Annotated in this window: 17 protein-coding genes; 5 read left to right on the top strand and 12 right to left on the bottom strand. The window is 71.0% G+C overall.

The features are described from left to right. Positions 1-46: 46 nt before the first annotated feature. Complete coding sequence (locus ACIOHP_RS20310; RefSeq protein ID WP_401890039.1) at positions 47-1,108, top strand: LacI family DNA-binding transcriptional regulator; 1,062 nt, start codon at positions 47-49, stop codon at positions 1,106-1,108. Here ACIOHP_RS20310 and ACIOHP_RS20305 read toward each other — a convergent pair. The 4 genes from ACIOHP_RS20305 to ACIOHP_RS20290 are packed head-to-tail and all read right to left on the bottom strand — an operon-like array spanning position 1,071 to position 5,675. Beyond that, on the bottom strand, positions 1,071-2,456 hold the full coding sequence (locus tag ACIOHP_RS20305) for a glycoside hydrolase family 32 protein (RefSeq protein ID WP_401889287.1): 1,386 nt from the start codon (positions 2,454-2,456) through the stop codon (positions 1,071-1,073). The genes ACIOHP_RS20310 and ACIOHP_RS20305 overlap by 38 nt on opposite strands. After that, positions 2,453-3,307: a carbohydrate ABC transporter permease gene (locus tag ACIOHP_RS20300; protein ID WP_401889284.1), complete on the bottom strand. Its 855-nt coding sequence runs from the start codon at positions 3,305-3,307 to the stop codon at positions 2,453-2,455. The genes ACIOHP_RS20305 and ACIOHP_RS20300 overlap by 4 nt, the downstream gene beginning before the upstream one ends. A 14-nt stretch (positions 3,308-3,321) precedes the next feature. Continuing rightward, the gene (locus ACIOHP_RS20295) at positions 3,322-4,269 is read right to left on the bottom strand and encodes a carbohydrate ABC transporter permease (protein WP_401889281.1); all 948 of its coding nucleotides are present in this window, start codon (positions 4,267-4,269) and stop codon (positions 3,322-3,324) included. Beyond that, positions 4,266-5,675 (bottom strand): extracellular solute-binding protein, encoded by a 1,410-nt coding sequence (locus tag ACIOHP_RS20290; protein ID WP_401889278.1) that lies wholly within the window; start codon positions 5,673-5,675, stop codon positions 4,266-4,268. Before ACIOHP_RS20290 ends, ACIOHP_RS20295 begins: the two co-directional genes overlap by 4 nt. A gap of 159 nt (positions 5,676-5,834) precedes the next feature. Here ACIOHP_RS20290 and ACIOHP_RS20285 point away from each other — a divergent pair, with 159 nt between their 5' ends. Then, entirely contained in the window at positions 5,835-7,391 is a 1,557-nt protein-coding gene (locus tag ACIOHP_RS20285; protein ID WP_401889275.1) for a glycoside hydrolase family 32 protein, read from the top strand. 159 nt (positions 7,392-7,550) lie between these two features. Beyond that, entirely contained in the window at positions 7,551-8,522 is a 972-nt protein-coding gene (locus ACIOHP_RS20280; RefSeq protein WP_401889273.1) for a TauD/TfdA dioxygenase family protein, read from the top strand. Between the two features lie 37 nt (positions 8,523-8,559). On the opposite strand, the gene ACIOHP_RS20275 is transcribed toward ACIOHP_RS20280, so the two are convergent. The 7 genes from ACIOHP_RS20275 to ACIOHP_RS20245 form a co-directional block, all read right to left on the bottom strand. Further along, a complete protein-coding gene (locus ACIOHP_RS20275; RefSeq protein ID WP_401889270.1) occupies positions 8,560-9,024 on the bottom strand; it encodes a Crp/Fnr family transcriptional regulator in 465 nt (154 codons plus the stop codon). 127 nt (positions 9,025-9,151) lie between these two features. Continuing rightward, positions 9,152-10,888, bottom strand: coding sequence for a SulP family inorganic anion transporter (locus ACIOHP_RS20270; protein ID WP_401889267.1), 1,737 nt, complete (start codon positions 10,886-10,888; stop codon positions 9,152-9,154). A gap of 262 nt (positions 10,889-11,150) precedes the next feature. Beyond that, positions 11,151-12,353: a globin domain-containing protein gene (locus ACIOHP_RS20265; RefSeq protein ID WP_401889264.1), complete on the bottom strand. Its 1,203-nt coding sequence runs from the start codon at positions 12,351-12,353 to the stop codon at positions 11,151-11,153. A 523-nt stretch (positions 12,354-12,876) separates the two neighbouring features. After that, positions 12,877-13,905: an LLM class flavin-dependent oxidoreductase gene (locus ACIOHP_RS20260; RefSeq protein ID WP_401889261.1), complete on the bottom strand. Its 1,029-nt coding sequence runs from the start codon at positions 13,903-13,905 to the stop codon at positions 12,877-12,879. Positions 13,906-13,987: 82 nt separating this feature from the next. After that, positions 13,988-15,490, bottom strand: a complete 1,503-nt coding sequence (locus tag ACIOHP_RS20255) for a metallophosphoesterase family protein (RefSeq protein WP_401889258.1) — start codon at positions 15,488-15,490, stop codon at positions 13,988-13,990. 103 nt (positions 15,491-15,593) lie between these two features. Beyond that, positions 15,594-16,487 (bottom strand): MHYT domain-containing protein, encoded by an 894-nt coding sequence (locus tag ACIOHP_RS20250; protein ID WP_361559260.1) that lies wholly within the window; start codon positions 16,485-16,487, stop codon positions 15,594-15,596. 234 nt (positions 16,488-16,721) lie between these two features. Then, positions 16,722-16,982: a ribosomal protein L7/L12 gene (locus ACIOHP_RS20245; RefSeq protein WP_401889254.1), complete on the bottom strand. Its 261-nt coding sequence runs from the start codon at positions 16,980-16,982 to the stop codon at positions 16,722-16,724. Between the two features lie 143 nt (positions 16,983-17,125). Here ACIOHP_RS20245 and ACIOHP_RS20240 point away from each other — a divergent pair, with 143 nt between their 5' ends. Continuing rightward, positions 17,126-17,650 (top strand): FABP family protein, encoded by a 525-nt coding sequence (locus ACIOHP_RS20240; protein WP_401889251.1) that lies wholly within the window; start codon positions 17,126-17,128, stop codon positions 17,648-17,650. Positions 17,651-17,864: 214 nt separating this feature from the next. Further along, on the top strand, positions 17,865-18,374 hold the full coding sequence (locus ACIOHP_RS20235; protein ID WP_401890037.1) for a GNAT family N-acetyltransferase: 510 nt from the start codon (positions 17,865-17,867) through the stop codon (positions 18,372-18,374). A 96-nt stretch (positions 18,375-18,470) separates the two neighbouring features. Here the strand turns inward: ACIOHP_RS20235 and ACIOHP_RS20230 are convergent, their stop codons facing one another. Next, positions 18,471-19,250, bottom strand: coding sequence for an SDR family NAD(P)-dependent oxidoreductase (locus ACIOHP_RS20230; RefSeq protein WP_401889248.1), 780 nt, complete (start codon positions 19,248-19,250; stop codon positions 18,471-18,473). Positions 19,251-19,312 lie beyond the last annotated feature (62 nt).

The following is a 19,312-nucleotide window of genomic DNA, read 5'->3' as shown; positions in this document are numbered from 1 at the left end:
GAGCCGTGATCAACCGGACGGGTGGGGGATGAAGGCGGCGGACGGCATGGGCGGCACCGAGCGGAACCAGCAGCCGGGCGGACGTCCCACGTCGAAGGACGTCGCCAGGCTCGCCGGGGTCTCCCACACCGCGGTCTCCTTCGTGTTCAACGGCCGCGCCGAGGGCAATCTCTCGCCCGCGACCCAGGAACGCATCCGGCAGGCCGCCGACCGGCTCGGCTACCGCCCCGACCCCGTCGCCCGCGGTCTGCGCCGCCGCCGCACGGCCGTGATAGGCCTGGTCACCGACGAGATCGCCACCTCGCCCTTCGCGGGCCGTCTGCTGCGCGGCGCGATGGAGACCGCCTGGGACAGCGAGCACCTCGTGCTGACCGTCGACTCCGGCGGCGACCCCGCCAAGGAGGACGCGGCCGTCGCCGAGCTCCTCGACCGGCGCGTGGACGGCATCATCTATGCGGCCATGTCCCTGCGCCGGGTCCGCGTCCCCGAGGGCCTGCACCGTACCCACTCCGTCCTTGCCAACTGCGTCCCCGAGGACGACTCGCTGCCCGCCGTCATCCCCGCCGAGCGCGCCGGAGGCCGCACGGCGGCCCGGCTGCTGCTGGAAGAGGGGCACCGCCGGGTCGCCATGGTGGGCGGCCAGGACGACATGGCCTCCGCCGACCGGCTGCGCGGCTTCCGGGACGCTCTGCGCGCCGAGGGCATCACCGTCCCCAAGGAGTGGGTGGTGCGCAGCGGAGGAGAGATCAGCAGCGGGTACGAGGGCGCGCTGCGTGTCCTCGACGGTATCGCCGCCGACCGGCGGCCCACCGGGATCTTCTGCTACAACGACCGGGTCGCGGCCGGCGTCCTGCACGCGGCGACCCGGCTCGGCATCGCGGTCCCCGAGGAGCTGTCGGTCGTGGGTTACGACGACCAGGAACACATGGCCGCCTACCTCACCCCGGCCCTGACCACGGTCGCGCTGCCCCACCGGGCGATGGGCGAGGCCGCCGCACGGCTCCTCCTCGACTCCATCGATACCGGCAGGACCTCGCCCGCGACGGTACGGCGCCTCGCCTGCCCGGTGGTCAGTCGTGCGTCGGTGGGACCAGCTCCCAGCCGGTGACCGTGGCTCCGGTGCCCGTGACGACGAGCTCGGGCACATCGTCCGGCCGCCGGTAGACCCGCTCGGTCACCGTGGCCCGGCCGTCGACGAACAGCTCGAACAGCGAGCCGTCGACGAGGATCCGCACCTCTGCGGCGGGCGCCCGCACCACGATCGGCGCCGAGCCGTCCGGCCGTGCCCGCGGCCAGTCCGCGCGGTCGAGCGTCACCGTCCCCTCGTCCGGGTCGAGCAGGACGGTCAGCCGCGCGCCCGAGGCGGACCGCAGCAGACGCACGGTGGTGCGAGTCGATGCGGTCACGGTCAGGTCGTAGGCGTCCGGCAGCGTCGTGGGACGGTCCGCTGCCGTGGTGAACGGCTCGGCCGCACGCAGCAGTTCGAGCTCCGGAGCCGGTACGACGCTCAGGGCGCCGTCCGGACGGACATCGACGACCCTCGGTGCGCTGAGGACCCCGGCCCACCCGGCGCGATCCACCTCGCTCTGCTCGCGGGCCTCCCAGGACCAGCCCCACATCAACGCCCGGTCCGGTTCCTGGAGTACGGCGGGCGCGTAGAAGTCCCGTCCGTGGTCCAGCCGACCGCCGGCGCGAGCCTCGAAGCGCAACTCACCGTCTCCGACAAGTTGGAGACGCCCCGTCAGATAACCGGTGGAGCACGGGTCCCCGTCCCACAGCGACACCACGAGCACCCACTCCCCGCTCGCCGTCACATACAGCTGAGGGCACTCCCAGCCGACGGCCTTGTCCCCGAACACATCCACCGCGACCGGGTTGCCGCCGTCGAGCAGCACCCCGGCGAACCGCCAGTCGGTCAGGTCGTCGCAGTCGTACACGAGCACCGACGGAGTCCCGTCGGCGTGCCCCGCGCCGACCAGCGCCCACCGTCGGCCGTTGCTGCGGAACACGAAGGGGTCGCGGAACATCACCACGTCCAGGCCGGCCGGCGGGCCGGCCACCACCGGTGCGGGCAGCGGCTTCCAGTCGGTCAGGGTCTCGTCCTGAGGCACCAGCGCACGTGCCAGACAGATCGAGCCGAGCCCGGTGTGGTGCCGGTCGACGCCGGTGTAGACGGCGGTCGGCACGCCCTCGTCGTCGACCACGCACCCCGACCAGCAGCCCGCCTCGTCGGGACCGCCCGGGGTCGGGGCGAGGGCGACCGGATGATGTTCCCAGTCGGCGAGATCGGCGCTGGAGACATGGCCCCAGTGGACGTTCGCGTGGACCGGGGCATCCGGGTTGTGCTGGAAGAACAGGTGGTAGCGGTTCCGCCAACGAAACGGCCCATTGGGGTCGTTGACCCAGTTCGCGGGCGGACGGACCCTGAACCGGGGGGCGTCGGGGGTGTGGCTCAACGGTTGACTCCTGCGGAGGTGATGCCCTCGCGCAGAGGGCGCTGGCCGACGAGGAACACGGCGACGGCGGGGAGCATGGAGAGCACGACACCGGCGAGCACCACCGAGATGGAGCCGGTGCCGAGGTTGCCCTGGAGGGAGACCAGTCCCAGCGGGAGGGTGTAGTTCTGGCCGGAGGTCTCCAGGATCAAGGGCCGGAAGAACTCGTTCCAGTGGTAGTTGAAGGCCAGCACGCCGACGATCGCCAGGCCGGGCGCGGCCAGCGGCGCGTACACGGACCGGAAGATCCGCCAGGGCCCGCAGCCGTCCAGCATCGCCGCCTCGCCAAGGTCCTTCGGCATGCCGAGGAAGTACTGGCGCATCAGGAAGGTGCCGAACGCGGTCGGGAAGGCCGGGATGATCAGCCCGAGCAGGGTGTCGGTCAGGCTCATCGACTTCAGCACCAGGAACACCGGCACGATGGTCACCTGCAACGGCACCATCATGGTGGCCAGCACCAGGCCGAACAGCGGCTTCTTGAACCGGAACTCGAGGCGTGCGAAGGCGTATCCGGCGAGACCGGCCGTGATCATCTGGCCGACGGCGACCAGCGCGGTCACCAGCGTGGAGTTGAGCGCCAGCAGCCAGACGTCGATCTGGTCGAAGACCCCGCGGTACGACTCCGCCGTCGGGTTCGTCGGGATGATCTTCGGCGGCAGGTCGAAGGACTCGGCGGGGGTGCGCAGGGATGTGGAGACGGTCCAGATCACCGGGCCGAGGGTCAGCAGGGCGCACACGGCGAGGGCGGCGATCCGCGCCCAGGGGGTGAGCGAGTGGCGGGCACGGCTCGGATTCAGTGTCGCTTGGCTCATGGAGGTCACCCGGCTCACTGGTAGTGGACGAATCGCCGGCTGAGCCGGAACTGGAGGGCGGTGACCGCCAGGATCAGCACGAAGAGCAGCACACCCACCGCTGAGGCCTCACCGAAGCGCAGCTGTTCGAACGCGCTCTCGTAGATGACCATCACCACGGTCCGGGTGGAGTCACCGGGACCGCCGTTCGTGAGGACGTAGGGCTGCTCGAAGACCTGGAGCGCGTTGATGATCCCGACCACCGACGCGACCAGCAGGGTGGGGGAGAGCAGGGGCAGGGTGATGCTCAGGTGCTTGCGCAGGCCGGTCGCGCCGTCGAGGGAGGAGGCCTCGTGGATCTCCTTGGGGATGTTGTTCAGGCCCCCGACGAACAGCAGGAACGAGAACCCGAACTGCTGCCAGACATAGACCAGGACGACCGTCACCATCGCCGCGTTCTCCGAGGTCAGCCATGGCACCGGCGCGATCCCGACCGTTCCCAGCAGCCAGTTCACGACGCCGAAGTCCTGGTTGAACAGGTACTTCATCACCACCGAGATCGACGCGGCGGACAGCACCAGCGGGAAGAAGAACGCCGAGCGGAACACCGACCGCAGCCACACCGGCATCCGCCCGTTGACCGCCAGAGCCAGGACCAGGGCGATCAGCAGTTGCAGCGCGACCGCGAACACCATGAACACGAGCGTGTTGCGGAAGGAGACCAGGACGGTCGAATCGCCGAACACCTCACGGTAGTTGGCGGCCCCGGCGAAGCTCGGGTCGTCGATCACGTTCCAGTGGAACAGGCTCAGGATCACCGAGCCGACGATCGGCACGACGGTGAAGACGACGATGCCGACGATCGTGGGCGCCAGGAAGAGCGTGGCCAGCAGCCGGGTGCCGCGGTCACGCGCCGAGGGCCGTGAGGTGGTCGCGGGCGGGGTGAACGTCCTGACCGGCGCGGGTGTCTGAGTGCTCGTCATACGTCACGCTCCATGGCCTTCTCCAGATCGCCCTGCATCCGACGCAGCGCGGGGGCCACCGCACGCCGGGAGGCCAGCGCGGTTCCGGTGTGCTTGAGCAGTACCTGCTCGACCTCGGCCACCTGCGGCGGGGCGGGGATGGGCCCGGTGTCGGGGAACTTGTCGAGGGTGTCGTAGAAGACCTGCCAGTGCTTCGGGCCGATCTCCTGGTAGCGCTCCGCGGTGAGCATCGAACGGCGGGCGGGGGTGGTCTGGTTGGTCTTGAACAGCCGCATCAGGGTGTCCCGGCGGGCGGCGTACTTGATGAACTCCCAGGCCTCGTCCTGTCGCTTCGAGGTACGCAGCAGCGCGTAGCCGGCGGCGCCGAACTGCATGCGCTGAGTTCGCCACCGCGGGAAGTACTGCACGTCGAAGCTGTCGGGCTCCATGCCCGCCAGATGCAGACCGCCCGCCCAGAAGCCGCCGGCGGGCGTGACGCCGACCCGGCCGGTGGAGAACACACCGATCAGGTTCTGGCCGTTGCCGCCCTCGGGCCGGCTGCACAGGTCCTCCTGGATGAGGGAGGCGAGATAGTCGTACGTCTCCTCCACCCGCTCATGGGTGGCCTGCGGGGTCGTCCACCGGAACCCGCCGCCGCGCCCCTGTCGCTCGGCGGCGGGGTAGAAGGAGTCCCACAGCCACGTGCCGCCGGGCGCCTTGGACTCGGTGAGCAGATTGGTGTCGTTGGCGAAGAGCCACGGCACCACACCGCCCCACAGCCGGTTCGTCCAGAAGTACGGCGTGAACTGCGAGCCGCTGGACTTCTTCATGTCCCGCAGCAGGGCGGTGAAGTCGTCGCGGGTCCAGTCGGGGGCCGGGAAGTCCGCGCCCGCCCGCTTGAGGACCTGGTCGCTGAGGTACATGTCGGCGGCGTTGAACTCGACCGGCAACTGGTAGAGGCTGCCCTCGTACATCATCGACTCCACCAGCGAGGGGTGGACGTCGGCGAAGTACTCGCGCAGCTCCTCGGCGTCCCGCTTCACCCAGTCGTCCAGCGGGACCCCGAGGCGCTGCGCGAACAACTGCACGCCCTCGGTGGCGACGTACACGAGATCGGGTGCGGTGCCCGCCGCGATCTGGGTGAGGATCTTCGCGAAGAAGTCCGACCAGTCGACGGCCTGCACGGCGTTGATCCGGAGCTTGATGTCGGGGTGGACCTGCCGGAAGCCCTCGGTGAGGGTGCGCACGGCCTCCGGTCCGTAGGCGGGGCCGAGCGTGGCGACGACGAGCGAGCCGTCGTCGCGTCCGGGGATGTCGGCTCCGGTGAGCCGGTCCCAGCTGGCGGCGGTACCGGCGAGCGCGGCGGCGCCCGCGCCGTAGGCGCCGTACCGCAGCAGCGTGCGGCGGGTGAGATGCGAGTCGGTCATCCAAGGGCCTAACTCGTGTTAGTTCAGGGTTGACGCCCCAGATGATGGGAAGCGCGGCCCGGTGCTGTCAAGAGTCGTGCACCCCTTGACCTTTAACGAGTTAGGTCCCAGAGTCCTGGACCCATGAGCCGCCGTTTCCGACGAGAGGAACGATGTGTGATGCGTGGGTTGTCCAGGAGAGCGCTGTTCGCGGGGTCCACGGCCGGCGCGGCGGCCGTGCTGCTGCCGGTCACCGCCGCTCCGGCTGCCGCGAAGCCCAAGGCGACCGCCGCGTGCGCCCGGTACCGCGCCGCCTACCACTTCACGGTCCCCGACCAGTGGAAGAACGATCCGCAGCGACCGGTGTGGATCGACGGCGAGTACCACTACTACTACCTGTACAACGCGGACTACTTCACGGGCGGCACCGAGGCGGGGACCGCCTGGCGGCTGGCCACCAGCCGGGACCTGGTCTCCTTCACCGACCGGGGGATCGCCGTACCCAAGGACACCACCGTCAACGGCGATGTCTGGTCGGGCTCGGCGGTGGTCGACGTCGGCAACACCGCGGGGTTCGGCGCGGGCGCGGTGATCGTGCTGGTCACGATGTCACCGGGTGGTGGCACCGACCGCCAGGCGCAGTTCCTGTACTACTCCACCGACGGCGGACGCACCTTCCGCCCGCACGGCACCGACCCGGTCCTGCCCAACCCCGGCGTGCGCGACTTCCGCGACCCCAAGGTCGTCCGCGACGAGGAACGCGGCCGCTGGGTGATGACGCTCGCCGAGAACGACAAGGTGGGCTTCTATCACTCGGCCGACCTGAGGTCCTGGACGTACGTCAGCGGATTCGTCAAGGGCGGCATCGGCGTCCTGGAGTGCCCCGACCTGTTCCGCGTCACCGCGGACGACGGCACGTGGAAGTGGGTGCTGGGCGTGAGCGCCAACGCCAAGGGCGCCGGACTGCCCAACACCTACGCCTACTGGACCGGCTCCTTCGACGGCACCGCGTTCACGGCCGACGCGGACGCCCCGCAGTGGCTCGACCACGGCTGGGACTGGTACGGGGCCGTCACCTTCGAGAAACGGACCCCGGACGGCACGGTCGACGAAGGCACCCGGTACGCCATCGGCTGGCTCAACAACTGGGACTACGCGAACACCACGCCCACGATCGACTCCGACGGCTTCAACGGCACCGACTCGATCGTCCGCGAGGTCACCTTGAAGCGCGCGTCCTCCGGCGGGTACTACCTGGCCTCACGGCCGGTTGCCGCGCTGGACTCCTATGTGTCGCGCACGGTGAACCTGGGCGACCTGGAGGTGAGCGGCACCCGCGTCCTGGACTACACGGGGACGGCGTACGAGCTGACCTGCGAGATCACCTGGGACCAACTCAAGGGAGCGGGCCTCCAGCTGCGCCGCTCGGCCGACGGCGGCCGGCACGTCGACGCCGGGATCTACGCCGACTTCGCCTTCCTCAACCGCCGCACCACGGTGAACCCGGACGCCTCGGGCCGCTGGCAGGAGAGCCGCAGCCCCTTCGACCCGGGCGCCCGCACGGTGAAGCTGCGGATCCTGGTCGACCGTACGTCCGTCGAGATGTTCGTGGACGACGGCCGGTACGTGCACTCCTCGGAGGTCTTCCCCTATCTGGTCGACACCGGCCTCGCGCTCTTCACGATCGACGGGACGGCGGTCTTCCGGGACGTGCGGATACGGGAGTTCGCCGTCTGAGGCGGTGAACGCCCGTATCCCGAGGCGTGGGTGCGCGTCGCCGGAGTTCCGTACCGTCGTCGAGCGGGTGGACGTGTTCCTGGGCAGGCCCTGTCGCCAGGGCCCGTGATCGCTGACACGATCTTCGGGGAGCGGCCGCGGACGACCAACGGAGTACGGATGACGACGAACACGGGCACGGCGCAGGCGGAGCACATCCCGGGGATCGAGGTGAAACCGGTCGCCGGGCACATCGGGGCGGAGATCACGGGTGTCGACCTGGCCGGGGAACTCGACGACTCCGTGGTCGCCGCGATCCGGTCGGCGGTGCTGCGCTGGAAGGTGGTGTTCTTCCGGGAGCAGCGGCTCGATCACGCGGGCCAGGTGGCGTTCGCGCGCCGGTTCGGCGAGCCGGTGGTGCTGCGGAAGCGGGGCAGTGCCTCGCCGCCGGGCTTTCCCGAGGTGGAGACGACCGCCGACCGGCTGGAACTGGGTGGCAGGTTCGGCATGGAGCACGACGAGTGGCTCCGGCGACGCCGGCACACTCTGCTGCGCGGCTGGCACTGCGACCACGGCGCCCGTGTCGACCCGCCGGCCGCGACGATCCTGCGGGCGGAGACCGTACCGCCGTACGGCGGCGACACGACCTGGTCCAATCTGGCCGCCGCGTACGCCGGACTCTCCGCCCCGGTAAGGGAGTTCGTGGACGGACTACGGGTGGAGCACCGGCTGGGCGTCGGCTATCAGTCCCGTCCCGGAGACGACTCCTACGTCCGCCATCTGCTGGACCACCAGGTCGCCTCGCTGCACCCTCTGGTACGCGTCCACCCGGAGACGGGGGAGCGGATCCTCTCCGTCAACGGCTACTACGTCGAGCAGATCGCCGACATCTCCCGAGCCGAGAGCAGCGCGATCCTGGACATGCTCCTGGAGCAGGCCGTCCGGCCCGAATACACCGTTCGCTTCCGCTGGGAGCCGGGCAGCGTGGCCTTCTGGGACAACCGTGCCACCATCCACCTCGCCCCCGGCGACAACGCCCATCTCGGGTTCCCGCGGACCATGCACCGGGTGATGCTCGCCGGGGACGTCCCGGTGGGCGTGAACGGCAAGCCGTCGGAGCCGATCGTCGGCACCGAGGCCGGACGCTGGTGAGGCGGGCAGCCGGGTTGTTCGGAGTCGAGAAGGCCGGTCAGACAGCGCTGCCGGCGCCGTACGGGGCGTAGAGGTCCAGCAGCCGGATCCGGGCGGAGCGCAGGCGGTGGGCGAGTACGTCGCCGACCCACTGGGCGATGGAGTGGCCCATGGCCGGGTCCTCCTGGCACATCATGCGCACGGCTGTGGCGTCGAACTCGTACGCCCGCACCGGCGTCGTCGCCGTGGCGCCCAGGTGCCAGGCGTGCGGGGCGAACAGCCAGGACCAGCCGACGAGTTCGTTGTGCCGGAGGATCTCGATCACGGCCGCGCTGCGGCCGGGAACGTGCATGTCGAGTTTGACCGTGCCCGTGCGGATGATCCAGAACCGGTCCGCCTTGGCGCCCTCCTCGAACAGACGGGTTCCTTGCGGGAACGAGACCTCGTGGGCGGCGCGCATGAGCCGCTGCCGGTGCTCGGCGGGCAGGGCCCGCAGCATGCTGGGCGTGGGAGTGGTGATCACGGCGTGCCTCCCGACGGTGTGGGAACTGCCATCACCAGGCTCCGCCCGCCGGCGACGGCGGTCCATGGGCCACCCGGCCCCTGGACCGGGCCGCTCGGCCCCGAGGCCCCGTAGCGCCCCGTCTCCGCTACTTCGACGTGTTCTCCTCGGGGTTCGCCTCGCTCCACTGCCGGTAGGCGGTCACCGCTGTCGGAAGGGTGGGGAAGATGTGGTCGGTGCCGACGGAGTCCGTGAGGCCGTACGCCTCCAGGTCGTCCAGGAGGTCCTGCTTGACCCGGGCCAGGGCGAACAGGATGCCGCGCCCGGCGAGTTCGCGGCGCAGTTCGTCGACCGCGTCGAGTGCGGTGATGTCGACCTCCACGTTGGCCTCGGTGTTGAGGACGAACCAGCGGACGGGCCGGGTCTGTTGGTCGACGGCGGCCAGGGCGCGGCGGCGGAAGTCCTCGGCGTTGGCGAAGAACAGGGGTGAGTCGTAGCGGTAGACCAGCAGTCCGGGAATCGTGCGGGCCCGCGGGTAGTCGTCGATGTCGTGCATGCCCGCGACCCCGGGCACCAGGCCTTCGACGGCGTCGTGCGGACGGGCCACCCGGACCAGCAGCTCCGCCACCGACAGACCGACGGCGACGAGCACGCCGTAGAGGATGTCGAGGGCGAGCACCCCGGCCAGGCAGCCGAGGGCGAGCAGGAGTTCACGGCGGCGGAAGGATGCCAGGCGGCGGAAGCCCGCCAGGTCGATCATGCGGACGGCGGCGTAGACGACGAGCGCGCCGAGCACGGCGGACGGTGTGCGGGCGAGCAGAGGGCTGAGGAACAGCAGGACAGCGAGGACCACGACACCGGCGACCAGGGAGTACGCCTGACTGCGGGCGCCCGCCGAGGAGGCGAGCGCGGTCCGGCTGGCGCTGCTGCTGACGGGGAAGCCGTGCAGGAAGCCCGCGCCGAGGTTGGCCGCGCCCAGCGCCAGGAACTCCTGGTCGGCGTCGAGACCGGGGGCCTTGTCCTCCTCGCGTCCGGCGAACGCCCGCGCGGTGAGGATGAAGTCGGTGTACGCGACCAGGAGCACACCGAGGGCGGGCAGGACGAGATGCGGCACCTCGCTCCAGTCCGGCCACGCGAGGCCGGGCAGACCGGACGGGACCTCGCCGATCACCTTGATGCCGTACCGGTCGTCGAGGTCGAACACCACCACGGCCACCGTGGCCAGGACCACGGCGAGCAGGGGAGCGGGCACGGCGCGGAGATACCTGTTCGCCGTGAAGAGGAACGCGAGCACGACGGCCGAGAGAATCACTGTGGCCGGATGGGCGTCGGGCAAGTTCCCCACGAAGGACCACAGCTGGGGGAAGAACGTGGTTCCTGACGCCCCCGCGCCGGTGAGTTTCGGCAGCTGGTCCACCATCATGATCAGCGCGACGCCCGCCAGGTAGCCGATCAGGACCGGCCGGGAGAGCAGGTCGGCGAGGAAGCCCAGCCGCACCGCCCGCGCCACCAGGCACAGGAGGCCGACCGTGATCGCGAGGGTGGCCGCCAGGGTCGCGTAGCGGCCGGGGGCGCCGGCCGCCAGTGGGGCGACCACGGTGGCGGTCATCAACGCGGTCGTGGACTCCGGGCCGACCGAGAGGAGCCGCGAGGAGCCGAGGAGCGCGTACATGCCGAGGGCGGGCAGGATCGCCCACAGTCCGGCGACCGGCGGCAGTCCGGCGACGCCCGCGTACGCCATGACCTGCGGCACGAGATACGCGGCCACGGTGACCCCGGCCAGCAGATCGCCTCGCAGCCAGGCACGTCGATAGCCGGTGAGCGGTCCGAGCCCGGGCACCGAACGGCGCCACCCCGGAAGATGTCCGTCCGCGCTCCGGGACATGGGCCGCCTCTCTCCGTCCGGCACAGCAGCCACCGGCGAGGTGCCGGTGGTGTGCCGAGCCCGATCATGCACCCCGACGGGCCCTGTGGACAGGACCCTTCACTCCTGCGGGCACGCTGCGGGTACGAAGGGATTCCCGCCATGGCCGTGCACGAGCACTCTCACCGGAGTTCCGGCGTCCGCATGCCGTCCTTCCGCAGGTACCGGGGCCGCTGTGATGCGGTCCAGGCGGCGGCTGGGGACCGCGGGGCCGGATGGGTGATCAGGCCGTGTCAGGCAGCCACAGGTCCGGGCCGAACACCTCGTAGTGGATGTGGTGTGCGGGGATGCCGAGGCTCAGCAGCCGGGTGCGGATCGTGCGCATGAAGGGCAGAGGGCCGCACAGGTAGACGGTGGCGTCGGTCGGCACGTTCAGGCCGGTGAGGTCCATCAGGCCGGTGTGCGCGTCGGGTTCGGCGGGCGTGGGCTGCTCGTACCAGAACTCGGTCGCCGCGTGCGGCAGCCGGTCCGCCAGCTCACGCGTCTCGGCGCGCAGGGCGTGTGCGGGCGGGGTGGTGTCCGCGTGCAGGACGAGGACCCGGCGGGTGGAGCCGGTTGCCGCGAGGTGGGCGAGCATGCCGACCATGGGGGTGCAGCCGATGCCCGCGGAGACGAGGACCAGCGGTGTGTCGGCCTCATCGAGGGAGACGTCGCCGCAGGGCGCGGAGACGGTCAGCTCGTCCCCGGGCCGCACGGTGCGGTGCAGCAGATGCGACACCTCGCCGTTCGGGGCCGTGTCCGTCCCCGCGACGCGTTTGACCGTGATGCGGCGCAGGTCGCCGCCGGGGTCCGCGGACAGGCTGTACTGGCGCACCTGGTGCACGCCGTCCGGCATGCGGGTCCGGACGCTGACGTACTGTCCCGCCTTCGCCGCCGGGGCGGGGCCGCCGTCGGCGGGACGCAGCAGGAAGGAGGTCACGTCCGCGGTCTCCTCGTGGCGTTCGACGACGGTCCACGGCCGCCAGATCTCGCCCGGCGTCACCCCCGCCTCCTGGTAGAGGCGGGCCTCCTGGGCGATGAGGGCACCGGCCATCAGCCAGTAGACCTCGTCCCAGGCCTCGGCGACCTGAGGGGTGACCGCGTCGCCGAGGACCTCGGCTATCGCGCCGAAGAGGTACTTGTGGACGATCGTGTAGTGGGCGTCGGTGACGCCGACCGCGGTGTGCTTGTGCGCGATCCTCGCCAGCAGGGCGTCCGGCCTGGTGCCGGGGTCGTCGACGAGGGCGGCGGCGAAGCCGGCGATCGAGCCGGCGAGTGCCCGCTGCTGGGTGCCGTCGGCCTGGTTGCCGCGGTTGAACATCCCGTCCAGCAACTCGGGCCGGTCGCGGAACATCGTGGCGTAGAACCGGGTGGTGATCTCGTCGAGCGCCCCGGCCACGGCGGGCAGGGTGGCCTTCACGGCGGCGGTGGACTCGGCGGACAGCATGAAGCCTCCCAGGACAGGGACGGGGTGAGCGGGAACCGACGGTCGCTGATCGCGTGGCGGCGGCCCCTGTATAGCAAGCGGGAATCCGGCATATCGGTCGCTTCGGAGTGGTCCGGGGAGGGCGAGGACCATTGGCACCGTGATCGAGGACGAAGGTCCCGGTTCCGCGCCCCCGGGCGGGACCGACCGGTCCACGTCCCGAGCCGTTCGGCCCCGCGGCGGGCGGCCGCAGGGCCCGAGGACACCGCACCCGTTTCCGTGCCGTCACGCATGGCAGGTCGACACCGTGCGCGGTACCGGAGCGGGCGGCGTCCGTGCGGCCCACGGATCGGAGGAGACGCCGGTGGGAGGCCCCGAAGAGCCCCGGGAGGCCCGGGTACGGCTAGGCAGCTGAGGCTGGACGAGCTGCTGGAGGAGCTGCGGGATCGGACCGACGCGGCCCGCGGCACCCGCGACCGGGTGCACAGCCTGCTGGAGCCGGTGCTCTCCGCCGGCCGGGCGTCGCATCCTGGACGGGCTCGCGTCAGGCGGGCGGCTGCCAGCCGAGTGCCGGTCCGAGCCGCGTGGCCATGTCCGTGAGGATCTGCACGTAGTCCTCGTGGTCGAAGGTGAACGGCAGCGCGAAGGCGACCTCGTCGACCTCGCGGAACGCGACGTGCGCGTGCAGCCGTTCGGCGATCTCGGCCGAGGTGCCGACGATGTCCGGCGCGAACATCAGCCGGGCCGGGCCCTGTGGCGACGTGGTGCGAGGGGTGCGCTTCGCCGCGTACTCCTCGTACCGCGCGCGCTGTTCGGGTGTGGCCGAGTCGGTGGGGATGACGACCAGGCCCTGGGAGACGCGAGCGGCCTCGCCGTCGGGGTGGTGGTCACGGAAGGCCCTGATGTGGGAGAGCTGGATCTGGGCGAAGTCCGTTGTCTCCTCCGGGGTTTCGGCCTTGACGACGCTGCTGGTCAGGAAGTTCATGCCGTGCTCGCCGGCCCAGCGCGCCGAACTCAGGCTGCCGCCGCCGTACCAGAGGCGCCGGCCCAGGCCGGGGGAGTGCGGCTGCACCCGGTCGGAGAACACCTCGAAGCCCTCGACGCCGCTGAAGTCGGTCGCCGGCTTGCCGCGTACGAAGTCGAGCAGCCGCCGCACCCGCTCGTAGGAGAAGTCCTCGGCGTCGGCGGTGTCCGGGTAGAGCGCGTCCTTGACCTGGTCGTAGTGCATGGGCGGGCCCACGCTCACGCCCGGGTTGATCCGGCCGCCGGACAGGAGGTCGACGGTCGCCAGGTCCTCGGCCAGCCGCAGCGGGTTCTCCCAGCCGAGCGGGATGACCGCGGTGCCGAGTTCGATACGGCTCGTGCGCTGCGAGGCCGCCGCCATGACGGCGACCGGGGAGGAGATGCCGTACTGGAGGTGCCGGTGGCGCAGCCAGGCGCTGTCGAAGCCGAGCCGCTCGCCCAGCTCGATGATCTCCAGCGTGGACTCGTGGCCGCGGCGCGGATCCGCGTCGTCGAAGAGGCCGATGGTGAGAAAGCCCAGCTTGCGCAACGGGCGAGAGGTGGGGGGCACCGGCTCCTCCAGGTGAGCACCGATCGACGTCGTACAGCTGGGGCAACTTGATCGGGGCCCGCGATGTTCCCCGCCGCCGCGATCAGGTCAGGGGGATGGTGATCTCGTCCTCGACCGGCGGGTCCAGCTCCTGCCGGAGATTGCCCGTGGCCGCGTGGCAGCGCAGTCGGATCGCCTCCGGGGTGACGTCCAGGCGCAGGAAGCACTTGAAGAACGGCGGGCTGTAGGTGGCGGAGCCGGGGGAGAAAAGCTGTGTGTAGATCTTGCGGACCGGGAGGCGGAACCGCGAGGTGCGGTCGGGGCGGCCGCCCGCGCCCAGCAGACTGGCGACCAGACGGGTGCGGAAGGTGACGCGGGCGGGCCGGCCCGGTGAGCGGGTCTGGCGGATGCCCAGGCGCTCGGCGATCACGGCCGCCGCGTCGGCCTCGGTGAGGGTGAAGAAGCGGCGCAGCCGCAGCCGGCGCCCGTAGAGGGTGCTGTAGAAGGCGAGGGAGTCGCCGCGCAGCGGATAGCAGCGGAAGTCCTGCTCCGTGACGTTCGCGACGGAGACGCGCGGGATGGTGTGGGTGGCGTGCATAAAGGCACCGCCGCCTCCCGAGACGACGTACTGGATGGTGCGGCCGTCCACGTCGACGGGGTAGCGCTGGTAGTTGTGGATGTCGCCGCCTATCGCCGCGACGTAGTGGTGCTCGGGGTCGCGGACGATGTCGTCGACCGTGCCGCCCCCGTCGATGGGGCAGGGGTGGTGCTCCCCGTCCACATACAGGGGCGAGCCGGTGATGAGGAGCTTCGGGCGCGGTCCCCGGGACACCTCGCGGAGCCAGGCGCCCTGCTCGGCGTCGATCGTCCCGAGCAGTCCGGTGTCGATGCCTATGATCCGCACCGGCCCGGCGTCGATCGCCCAGTACGGGCCGGGCTGGGCCGCCTGTTGGCCGCTCGCGGAGCGCAACCGCCGTGCCTGGTCCAGGCGTTGTCCGTCGTGCGGGCTCGGACGGTGCCAGAGCAGGGAGCGCAGCCAGGCCCGGCTGAGAGGGCGCGGCCTGGGCTCGGGGGCGAGTGCCGGGGTGTCGGCGCAGAAGACGCGCATGAACGCGCCGAGGTCCTCGTACCAGTCGTGGTTGCCCGGTATCGCGTATATGGGCGCCGGGTAGTCCTGGTAGGGGCGGAAGAACTTCGTGCCGTAGTCGTCGGCGCTGCCCACCGGGTAGATCACGTCACTGGCGACGACGGAGAAGCGGGTGTCCTGACTGACCTTCAGGAAGCCCGGCACGACAGCGTACTGGGGCGCGTCGCCCTCTCCGGTGTCGCCGATCACCATGAAGGAGAACCGGTCCGGGTCGTCCCGCCGGATCACCTTGTCCGCGGGCGCTCCGGCCGCCGCCCGCTGGGCCACCCAACGGCTGCGGGTACGGCCGGTGGGGTCCCCGAACCAGGAGGCCAGCACGCCGTTGCGGGCCGCCCACAGGGTCCGCGGGTCGAGCCACGAGAGCTTCTCGACCTTGGGCGGCATCAGCCGCTCGTATGCGCCGGGTTCTGCGGCGCCCCAGCCGGCGCCCTCGGCGGTATCGCGTGATGAGTCAGACACCGGTGCACCGTAACAATGGTTCAGCGGAGGCCGAGCAGGGGGAGGGGCGTCCTGTCGCTCGTGAACGCCGCCGGGGTGAGCGGCTGTTGGCGGGAGGTGCCGGTCACCACTCGCCGGTGCGCTGCGACGCCTCGTACGGGTGCTGCCGGGCGCGCAGGCGTGCCGCGGGCGGGTCGAAGGCCGAGCTGTGCCGTGGTGCGGCCGGTTCCTCGGGGGGCGCCTCGGCGGGGCGCCGGCGCGAGGTGGGGCGGTTCCAGTCGCCGTCGCCCATGACGAGCAGGGGGTCGAACATCACGACCACGCCGGCGAGTACGAGGAAGATGACCGGTCCCAGCAGCATCGGCAGGAGCAGCGAGGAGGTCGATTCGCCGTCCCAGGTGCCTCCGGTCGTGCCGTGCACATGGACGCTGACCGCGGCCATCGCCGTGTAGTGCATCCCGGACACGGCCACGCCCATGATGAGACTGGCCCCGAGGCTCGTCATGAACCCCCGGATGGTGACGGCGGCCCACAGTGCCGCGCTGGCGGCGACGATCGCGATGAGGATGGACAGGGCGACGGTCAACACGTCGTAGTTGACCGCGCCGTTGAGCCGCATCGCGTACATGCCCAGGTAGTGCATCGCGGCCACGCCGAGTCCGGTGACCGTGCCCGCCAGCGTCAGGTTGGCGGTGCCGGCGCCGCGGTAGCCGACGATGAAGACACCGATGCCGACCACGATGACCGCCACGGCGAGGCTGAGGAGGGTCAGGCCCACGTCGTAGCGGATCCTTGTCTCCTCGACCTGGAAGCCGATCATGGCGATGAAGTGCATCGTCCAGATACCGCAACCGATCGACGCGGCGCCCAGCGCCAGCCAACCGGGTTTCCACGACTGGTCGTCGAGCAGGGACCGGACGATGCAGCGCAGTCCGAGCGCCCCTCCCAGACAGGCCATGAGATAGGCCGCCACCGGCGTCACGACGCCGTAGCGAAACCCGTCAACCGTGCCTTCCATAAGCCAACTCCCCCCAGAGTCACGGCCGCTAGTGGAGCAAGGTCTACGGGTAAAAGCCGGGTAAAGCAAGCATTTACCGCCAGTAACCAGTGAACTCTGAACTATCGCAGGTTCACTTTGGTCACTCAGCGACGAGATCCGGCCATGAACGACTCGGTCGGCGCGGGTGGCCTCAGAAAGCGGCGACCTTGACGCCGCTCATCTGAGTGAATCGCCGGAATCGGGCAGACCCGTTCAACTCCCGGCCCGCACCTCGGCCTGCGCACCCGCCGCCACCAAATCGGCCACGACCGCTTCCGCCATGTCCCGCGGCAGGTCGTCGAGCACGATGACAGGCGCCCTGGAGACGAGAAGCTTGCTGTACCAGAGGCTCAGCCCCGTCAGTTTCCGCACGACACGGACGACGTCCAGCGGGCGGCCTCCGACCTGGGTGAGCAGCGCGGCGTGCGGCTCGTCGTCGCAGATCAGCACGGCATACGTCACCGGTTCCACCATGTCGGGACCCTCCCTGGTGTCGAGTGGGCCAGTCTCGGGCGCGGAGGAAGGGCAGCGCACCTGCGTTTCGGTGGCGGGGGCGAGATGGCGAGGGCGGGCGGCCTAGGCTCTCACCCGGCACCGGCACGACCCCAGGAGAGCACATGGACATCCCGTACCCCGACGGCCGCGACCCCGACGAGGCGCCCGTTCCGCACGCGCTGCTCGCACCCGTGCTCGGCTTCCTGGGGACGTGGCACGGGCGGGGCCAGGGCGGATATCCCACGCTCGCCGAGGACTTCAGGTACGCGCAGGAGGTCACCTTCAGTCACGACGGGCGCCCCTTCCTCCGCTACGAGGCCAGGGCCTGGCTGCTCGACGGAGACGGGGCGCCCCTGCGCCCGGCGGCTCGGGAGAGCGGCTGGTGGCGACTCCAGCCCGACGGCGGGGTGGAGGCACTGATCACCCAGCCGACCGGCATCGCGGAGATCGCGGTCGGGCAGGTGGCGGACGGCGCCGTCGACCTCTCCACCCACGACGTGGCACTCACCCCCACGGCCAAGGACGTCACCGCCACCCGCCGCCGCTACACCCTGACCGACGACACGCTCACCTTCGTCCACGACCTCGCGGCGGTCGGCCAAGCCTTGCAGCACCATCTCTCCGCGACCCTGCGCCGCAAGCGGTAGGCTCGCCCGCGTTCGTGTGTGCCCGAGTCGAGGAATGCGGGGAGGCGAGGTCGATGACCGCGCTCAAGGCCACTGCCGTGCGCAGCGCCCGGACCTTCCTCACGCCCCGGGCGACGGTCTGACCTCCACCGGAGCCGCCACGCCGGGAGCGTGAGCTCGCGAGGCGTCACCCACACGAACACCTCCATGAAAGGGATCCCATCCCGTCATGAGCATGCGCACCGACTGGATCACGCGCGCCGAGACCGGCGCCGACATCCCCGCCATCCGAGCGATCGACCTGGCGGCCTTCGACACCCCGCTGGAGGCCGATCTCGTCGAGGCCCTTCGCAACGACACCGCCTGGATCGACGGCCTGTCCCTCGTCGTCACCGACCGGCACGGCACGGTCGTCGGCCACGCGCTGATGACCCGCTGCCACATCGACGACACCCCGGCGCTGTGTCTGGGCCCCGTCGCCGTACTGCCCGAGTACCAGAACACCGGCGCCGGGTCGGCGGCCATCCGGGCCGCGCTCGATGCGGCCGGGAAGAGGGGCGAGCGCTTCGTCACCGTCCTCGGACACCCGCCGTACTACCCGCGCTTCGGCTTCACCCGGGCCTCGGCGCACGGCATCCGCATCACCCTCGATGTCCCGGACGAGGCCATGATGGCCCTCGCCCTCGATGCGGCACACCCGCTGCCCGGCGGAACGGTCCGCTACGCGGCACCCTTCGGTATCTGAGCGGTCCCGGCGACGTCCGGTGCGGCCCCGCGACCCGTATGGGCCGTGGGGCCGCGTTCACGTGCGGCCACCGCCGCGTGGGCTGCCGTACGAGGCTCAGTGCACCGACAGCCCGCCGTCGACGAAAAGCGCCTGGCCCGTGACGTACGCGGAGGCACCGCTCGCCAGGAACACCGCCGCCCCCGCGAAGTCCTCGGCCAGACCGTTGCGCCCTACCATCGTGCGCGCGGCCAGCTCCGCCACCTTCTCGGGGTCGGACGCCAGCCGCGCGTTGAGCGGCGTCATCACGAAACCCGGCACGAGCGTGTTGCAGGTGACGCCGTACGACGACCACGCCTCTGCCTGTGAACGGGCCAGCGACTCCAGCGCCCCCTTGGAGACCCCGTAGGCGCCGCTCTGCACGAACGCCCGGTGCGCCTGCTGCGAAGTGACGTGGATGATCCGTCCGAAACCCCGCTCGGCCATGCCGGGCCCGAACCGCTGGCCCAGCAGGAACGGTGCCTCCAGATTCACCGCCATCGTGGTGTCCCACACGTCCTCACCCAGCTCACCCATCGGCGGCCGCAGATTGATCCCGGCGCTGTTGACGAGGATGTCGGGCTCCCCGAACACCTCCACCGCCCGCTCCGCCGCCTCCCGCACCCCGGTACGGGTGCCGAGGTCGCCGCTCACCCACCCCGCCCGGCATCCCTCCGCGGTCAACTCGTCGACCGTGGCGACCAGTTCCGCCTCCTTGCGCGCCACGACCACGACACCTGCCCCGGCGCGAGCGAGCGCCCCGGCGATCGCCCTGCCGATGCCGGAACTGCCCCCGGTCACCACGGCGACCCGGCCGTCCAGGGAGAACACTTCGGAGAGATATGTCTGCGAGCTCATGCCTCGCACCCTAGACGCAGCGATCGAATCGAACGCAGCCCTGTTCCCGCAAGCCATCAGCC

The organism is Streptomyces sp. NPDC087859 (assembly GCF_044742595.1).
Taxonomy (GTDB): Bacteria; Actinomycetota; Actinomycetes; order Streptomycetales; family Streptomycetaceae; genus Streptomyces; species Streptomyces canus_F.
Note: the sequence above shows the minus strand (reverse complement) of the source record. Positions and strands in the feature narration are given on the sequence as shown.

Bases quoted from the DNA above. Each gene is read 5' to 3' on its own strand.
- ACIOHP_RS20310 (WP_401890039.1), top strand. From the start codon at position 47: ATGGGCGGCACCGAGCGGAACCAGCAGCCGGGCGGACGTCCCACGTCG.
- ACIOHP_RS20300 (WP_401889284.1), bottom strand. From the start codon at position 3,307: ATGAGCCAAGCGACACTGAATCCGAGCCGTGCCCGCCACTCGCTCACC.
- ACIOHP_RS20295 (WP_401889281.1), bottom strand. From the start codon at position 4,269: ATGACGAGCACTCAGACACCCGCGCCGGTCAGGACGTTCACCCCGCCC.
- ACIOHP_RS20290 (WP_401889278.1), bottom strand. From the start codon at position 5,675: ATGACCGACTCGCATCTCACCCGCCGCACGCTGCTGCGGTACGGCGCC.
- ACIOHP_RS20285 (WP_401889275.1), top strand. From the start codon at position 5,835: ATGCGTGGGTTGTCCAGGAGAGCGCTGTTCGCGGGGTCCACGGCCGGC.
- ACIOHP_RS20280 (WP_401889273.1), top strand. From the start codon at position 7,551: ATGACGACGAACACGGGCACGGCGCAGGCGGAGCACATCCCGGGGATC.
- ACIOHP_RS20270 (WP_401889267.1), bottom strand. From the start codon at position 10,888: ATGTCCCGGAGCGCGGACGGACATCTTCCGGGGTGGCGCCGTTCGGTG.
- ACIOHP_RS20265 (WP_401889264.1), bottom strand. From the start codon at position 12,353: ATGCTGTCCGCCGAGTCCACCGCCGCCGTGAAGGCCACCCTGCCCGCC.
- ACIOHP_RS20250 (WP_361559260.1), bottom strand. From the start codon at position 16,487: ATGGAAGGCACGGTTGACGGGTTTCGCTACGGCGTCGTGACGCCGGTG.
- ACIOHP_RS20245 (WP_401889254.1), bottom strand. From the start codon at position 16,982: ATGGTGGAACCGGTGACGTATGCCGTGCTGATCTGCGACGACGAGCCG.
- ACIOHP_RS20240 (WP_401889251.1), top strand. From the start codon at position 17,126: ATGGACATCCCGTACCCCGACGGCCGCGACCCCGACGAGGCGCCCGTT.
- ACIOHP_RS20235 (WP_401890037.1), top strand. From the start codon at position 17,865: ATGCGCACCGACTGGATCACGCGCGCCGAGACCGGCGCCGACATCCCC.
- ACIOHP_RS20230 (WP_401889248.1), bottom strand. From the start codon at position 19,250: ATGAGCTCGCAGACATATCTCTCCGAAGTGTTCTCCCTGGACGGCCGG.